The organism is Pseudoalteromonas sp. SR45-5 (assembly GCF_014163565.1).
Classification (GTDB): domain Bacteria; phylum Pseudomonadota; class Gammaproteobacteria; order Enterobacterales; family Alteromonadaceae; genus Pseudoalteromonas; species Pseudoalteromonas distincta.
Genome location: NZ_JACJDN010000219.1, coordinates 1 through 6041, shown reverse-complemented (window position 1 = coordinate 6041; position 6041 = coordinate 1). Strand labels below are relative to the sequence as shown.

The window sequence follows — 6041 nt, the reverse complement described above, 5'->3', positions numbered from 1 at the left end:
AGTCGGGCTAATATCAAACTGCGCCCTAAGCAAATATAGATCCTTAACATGCTCTGCAAACCAAATATCAGCAAATTGCTTACCTATATTATTAAGCTCGTTTAGTTCAGCGTCTGCATTTTGCTTAAGCGTGCTATTTACATGTCCAAGGCTAAACCAAGTAAGTATACATAGTGGCCCTAAGGCTATAATTATAAAGGTTATAATTAACTTACTTCGAACAGACTGTCCTTTACCTGTTAATTCACCAAAGTTTAAACCTTTATGCATGCTTAATATCCAGCAACTTATAATCATTTAATATTACTTACATTAATGCACTAAATATATAAAGACGCAAGTTTTGAGCGGTAAACTCCTTAAAAAATGGGTGTTTAGCGTTACAATATTAAATTACACTTTTTAAAATATACGCCTTTATTACTAACTTATAATTAGATTTATTGACGCTAACACATCTGTAGCGGTTTTATACCAGCCATGATATAAGCAATATTCAATTAATACATTTGAGGTCATTATGGCGCACGATCACTCACATAGTCATGTAGACGAAAACCAGAGCGATAAACAGCTAACCGTCGCTGTGGTTATTAATGTATTGCTAACCGTAGCCCAAGTTATTGGCGGGGTATTTTCGGGCAGTTTGTCACTTATAGCCGACGCACTTCATAATTTAAGTGATGCTGCCGCTATATTTATCGCGCTCGTTGCACGTAAAATTGGTAATAAACCTGCTGACACCACTCATCATTTTGGCTATAAACGCGCTGAAATACTTGCCACACTTTTTAATAGCGGTACATTGATATTAATTGGTGTGTATTTAATTTTTGAAGCCATTTCGAGCTATTTAAACCCTCAACCAATTAATGGTTGGATAGTTGTGTGGGTGGCAGCAATAGCATTGATTATTGATTTAGCAACCGCATATTTAACCTACCGAGCTGGCGCAAATCACAGTATAAATATAAAAGCGGCCTTTATTCATAACGTATCAGATGCAATGGCATCTATTGTTGTTATTATTGCGGGCACCTTAATTATTTTATACCAGTGGTATATCGTTGACTTAATTGCCACTGTGCTTATTTCTCTTTATGTAATTTATCATGGCATTTTACTATTAAAGCAAAGCTGCAAAATTTTAATGCAAGCAGCGCCTAGCAATATTGATACAGATGCAATATCACGTGCTATTAGTAATGAATTTAATATCGAATCGGTAGTTAGCATTAAGCTTTGGCAACTAGACGATAAAGAAAATTATTGCGAGCTTATTATTAGCACTCAGCAGGTAATTGATTTAGCCGCAGTTAAAAGTTTTTTGCACGACAATTTTAAAATCGAAAATTGCATAATAGAAACCCAATCTATTACAAATAAAAACCTAATTTAATGTTCTTAATAGTAAGCTAAACCAAATACACAACTTATTTAATTGAAAACAGCTCGTATTATCATTTACAATATTGTCATTAACTCATAATGAGATACCGTTTTTGAAACTTTGGTTACGTAGAATTCATTTAGGCCTTGCCCTAATTAGCGGACTATTTTTATTAATAGTGAGCCTAACCGGTGCTGTTATGATTTATGCAAAAGATATACAGCACCTAATAGAGCCTGAGAAATGGCAAGTAACACCCCAAAAAAACTTAATGCATTACGATGAACTTATACAAAATGTACAAGCTCAAACTAAGCAAAAAATCACCTTTTTTATGCCCGAACAAGCGCCAAACGCAGCATGGCAATTTCGGTTAGCCAATAAACACTACGCCAGTGTTAACCCCTACTCAGGGAGTGTACTAAACATCTATGAATCAACCGATACGATTTATGGGTTTGCTATGGGATTACATCGTTGGCTGTTGTTTGAAAACAGTAAAGGTGAAAAAACCTTTCGAAATTGGATGTCGGTATGTGCATTGTTACTTTTAATAAATGTATTACTGGGCTTTTATTTATGGGTAAAGCCCAAAAACAGAGTTAAACGTTTAGCTATAAAACCAAAAGCCAAATTTAGAGTGCTCATGTATCAATTACATACAGTGCTTGGTGTTTACTTTTTTATACCGCTTATGCTGATTGCCTTTACTGGTATGGCATTTAACTGGAAAACACAAACTCAATCGGTATTAGAATTTGTGACCTTAAACAAGGTAGAACAAAGACCTAAAGCACCAAAAGTAATAACCCCTTCTCAAGCTACTTTAAACTACAATGAAGCAATTAAAAATGCAGAGAACGTATTTCCAGACGGTAAATTATATAGAATTTACTTACCTAAAAAGGATGACGAAGCAATTGCACTGAGAATGCAAAACCCTGGCGAAAGTCACGCTTACAGCTGGGTTTGGACTAACCCATTTACGGGTAAAGTATTAAACTCATTTGACGCCAGTAAAACAAACTTCACAACACAAGCATGGAACTTCAAATATAAGTTTCACATTGGTGATTTTGCAGGTCCTATCGTGCAGTTTTTATGGTTATTAATAGCCCTTTCACTCGCATTTTTTATTGTAAGCGGTGTATATTTTTGGTTAAAACGCCATAAATAGAAATAAATCTCATTAACACTTGTGTCATTAGTTGATAATAATTACCATTACGTAAATTATTATCAACTAAGACACCCCATGTTAAAAACTTCGCTTTGCCTTATTGCTGTTGCAATAAGTACTAACACGTTAGCAAATGAAAATAATAAAAATGAATACAATTCTGATCAATTTGAGCATGTCATTGTTTCAGGCAGCCGCATATCAGAAAGCATTGACGAAGTACCTGCATCTATTACCGTTATTAATCAGCAACAAATACAACAGCATTTAAAAGTAAGCTCAGAATTGGGGAGCTTACTCGCGCAAATGGTTCCAGGGCTTGCCCCAGATACAGGCAGTTCAAGTAATTCAGGACAAACACTACGCGGCCGTGCGCCATTAATAATGATTGATGGCGTACCGCAATCAACCCCTCTTCGTAATGGTTCTTTAGGCGTAAAAACGTTAGACGCCAGCGCAATAGCGCGCATTGAAGTCATAAAAGGCGCAACGTCTATTTATGGTAATGGTGCCTCAGGTGGCATTATTAACTACATAACAAAACAAGCGCGTAGTGATGGTAAACCGGAAGGCGAAATAAGTATTTCAAGCCGCTTTAGCGCTGTTAAATTAGCAGAAAGTGGTGGCGGTAGAGTATCAGCCGCAGTAAACGGTAAGCTCGACCAACTAAGCTACCTGTTAACGGCAAGCTATGAAGAAAACGGCGTACAACGCGATGCACAGGGCGATATTTTAGGCTTGCAATATGGTTTATCAGACTCTGAAACTCAAAACTATTTTACCAAACTAACTTATGATTTTGACGACGAAAAGCAACTGCAGTTCAGCTATAACTTTTACAGCTCACAGCAAAAAACTGATTTAGGCGATGTTACTGGCGATGGCAATATAGGGGAAAAAACATACGCTATACACGTCCCATTAGCGCTTCAAAAACAAGGTAAACCGCAAGGCCCAGAAGGCAACGAAAATATAACCCTAAAATATGTTGATTACGCGTTGTTTGAAAACACACAAATGACCCTCGATCTGTATAAACAAAATATAGAAAACGTATTCTTTTTCTCAACCGCTTTAGCCAATCTTGATGAAGGTTATAGCGGTGGTCAATCGGTTATTAAATCAGACAAGCAAGGTGCAAGAGCTACATTTAATAGCCAGTTTGATTTTGAAAACCTAACAGCCACTCTAATCTACGGTATTGATGCCTTAAATGATAAAACATCGCAACCTTTAGTAGATGGCCGTGTGTGGGTGCCAGAAATGGACATGAAAAGTGTGGCTGGCTTTTTACAAACCAAATGGGTAATAAACGACGATATTATTGTAAAAGCGGGTGTAAGAAACGAAAGCATTGATTTGAGTGTAAGTGACTACCAAACGCTAAAACTTTGCAAAACCGTATCTCAATGCTCAGTGCCATTGAGTGTGCGTGGCGACAGTATTAATTACGACGCGACAACCTATAACGCTGGTATAAAATACAATTTAACAGAGGCGTTTAGTCCGTTTTTTAGTTACTCACAAGGCTCTGACATTTCTGATATTGGTCGCCTACTTCGCTCTGCGACCGTTGAAGATATTGCGCTTATTCAAACCCAAGCTTCAATAATCGATAATTACGAAGTTGGTTTTACCTCACAGTTTGAAAACGTGCGTTTTGAATTTGCACTTTACAGAAGTACCTCAGAGCTTGGTACAAGTAGTGAATATAATGAAGTAACGGGTGTTTACGAACCCGTGCGTGCACCACAAGAAATATGGGGTTACGAAGGACTAGTTAACTACACTATTACCCAAGACCTTAAATTAAGTGCTACTTACAGCTATGTTGAAGGTAAAAACACCGAAGCTGATGACTACCTAGGCGCAAGCCAAATTAGCCCACCTAAAGCAACAGCTAATGTAACATGGCAAACAAATGACAAACTATCACTTGCAATGAGCTTTTTATACGTAGGCGACAGAAAGCGCTTTGATAAAAACGCACAAGGCCAATACTCTGGCGATCAGGGCCCTGTTAGTAGCTACAACACATTTAACTTAAGTGGCCAATACAATGTTAACGCCAAGTGGAGTGGCTATTTTGGAATAGAAAACCTTTTCAATAGTGATTACTACCCAGCCCGCGCACAATCTTACACTTACGGCGGCTATAACATTAAAGGATTAGGCACAACCGCAACGCTGGGTGCTAAATACCAGTTTTAATTAGCAATAGACTCAATAAATAGGCATCAGCATGCCTATTTATTTAAAAAGATAATATGAAAAGCAGTATCTCTACTTATTGTTTATAAATACCTCTAGTAATCATTCTCAGATACTAATACAAATAAAAAACTGTCCATAAACCAAGCAGTAACGCAAACTTAAATAAGAATCAAAACTAATAGTAACGCAATGATTTTTATAGAGAAAACTTGCAATATAGGCTATATGTACTACACTGCATACAATTGAAATAGTTGAGGCGATTTATCATGAAAGGTAATCAAAAAGTAATCGATGCGTTTAATACATTGTTAGCTAACGAATTAGCAGCAATCGATCAGTATTTTATACACTCGCGCATGTATGACGACTGGGGTTTAAACAAACTATACGAGCGCCTTAACCACGAAATGGAAGAAGAAAAAGATCACGCAGACTGGCTTATTAAGCGCATCTTGTTTTTAGAAGGTGTACCAAATATGACTAAGCGCCGTGATTTACTTATCGGTAACGATGTAAAAAGCATGATGCAAAACGATTTAACACTAGAGCTTGAAGTAGTTGCGTGTGTTAAAGACGTAATCGCAATATGTGAAGAACAACAAGATTATCAATCTCGTAGCATTTTAGAAAAGCTGTTATTTGATACCGAAGAAGATCATGTTTACTGGTTAGAGCAACAACTTGGTCTAATTGATAAAATTGGTTCTGAAAATTATCATCAAGCACAAATGGCTTAGTAGGAGCATATTATGAAAGGCGATAAAGACGTTATTGCAGCGCTTAATAAAGTACTCGCTAATGAGCTTGTTGGTATTAACCAATACTTTTTACATGCACGTATGTTTAAAGATTTTGGCTTTACACAGCTTGATAAAGCAGACTACAAAGTATCAATTCAAAAAATGAAAAACGCTGATCGTTTAATTGAACGTATTTTGTTTTTAGAAGGCTTACCAAATCTTCAAGACCTAGGCCGATTACGTATTGGTGAAAACAGCGAAGAAATGATTGCTGCTAACATGAGTTTTGAACTCGATACTATTGACGAGTTACGAAGCGCCGTTAAACTGGCTGAAAGTAAAAAAGATTACATTACCCGCGAAGCCCTTGATCACATTTTAAATGAACAAGAAGAGCAAATTGATTGGTTAGAAACCCAACAATTACTTATTAAAAATACGGGTATTAAAAACTACTTACAGTCTCAACTGTAAACAATAATTCAGCCACAAAAAAAGCAGCTAAAAAGCTGCT

At 36.7% G+C, this 6041-nt stretch carries 6 protein-coding genes; 5 read left to right on the top strand and 1 reads right to left on the bottom strand.

The genetic code is table 11. From position 1 onward, the window contains the following. The coding region (locus H5072_RS09875; RefSeq protein ID WP_182693426.1) for a hypothetical protein at nucleotides 1–270 on the bottom strand (270 nt) is incomplete at its 3' end. 250 nt (nucleotides 271–520) lie between these two features. Here H5072_RS09875 and H5072_RS09870 point away from each other — a divergent pair. The 5 genes from H5072_RS09870 to bfr (H5072_RS09850) all read left to right on the top strand — a co-directional run bounded on the left by H5072_RS09870 (nucleotide 521) and on the right by bfr (H5072_RS09850) (nucleotide 6001). Beyond that, nucleotides 521–1399, top strand: a complete 879-nt coding sequence (locus tag H5072_RS09870) for a cation diffusion facilitator family transporter (RefSeq protein ID WP_182693425.1) — start codon at nucleotides 521–523, stop codon at nucleotides 1397–1399. A 103-nt stretch (nucleotides 1400–1502) separates the two neighbouring features. Continuing rightward, nucleotides 1503–2567: a PepSY domain-containing protein gene (locus tag H5072_RS09865; RefSeq protein ID WP_182693424.1), complete on the top strand. Its 1065-nt coding sequence runs from the start codon at nucleotides 1503–1505 to the stop codon at nucleotides 2565–2567. 78 nt (nucleotides 2568–2645) lie between these two features. Continuing rightward, nucleotides 2646–4781 carry a TonB-dependent receptor gene (locus H5072_RS09860; RefSeq protein ID WP_182693423.1) on the top strand — a complete coding sequence of 712 codons (2136 nt, stop codon included), beginning with the start codon at nucleotides 2646–2648 and terminating at the stop codon, nucleotides 4779–4781. A gap of 272 nt (nucleotides 4782–5053) precedes the next feature. Continuing rightward, on the top strand, nucleotides 5054–5524 hold the full coding sequence (bfr, locus tag H5072_RS09855) for a bacterioferritin (RefSeq protein ID WP_002958985.1): 471 nt from the start codon (nucleotides 5054–5056) through the stop codon (nucleotides 5522–5524). A gap of 12 nt (nucleotides 5525–5536) precedes the next feature. Continuing rightward, nucleotides 5537–6001, top strand: a complete 465-nt coding sequence (gene bfr / locus H5072_RS09850; RefSeq protein ID WP_002958984.1) for a bacterioferritin — start codon at nucleotides 5537–5539, stop codon at nucleotides 5999–6001. Nucleotides 6002–6041: the final 40 nt, after the last annotated feature.

Bases quoted from the DNA above. Each gene is read 5' to 3' on its own strand.
- H5072_RS09870 (WP_182693425.1), top strand. From the start codon at position 521: ATGGCGCACGATCACTCACATAGTCATGTAGACGAAAACCAGAGCGAT.
- H5072_RS09860 (WP_182693423.1), top strand. From the start codon at position 2,646: ATGTTAAAAACTTCGCTTTGCCTTATTGCTGTTGCAATAAGTACTAAC.
- bfr (WP_002958985.1), top strand. From the start codon at position 5,054: ATGAAAGGTAATCAAAAAGTAATCGATGCGTTTAATACATTGTTAGCT.
- bfr (WP_002958984.1), top strand. From the start codon at position 5,537: ATGAAAGGCGATAAAGACGTTATTGCAGCGCTTAATAAAGTACTCGCT.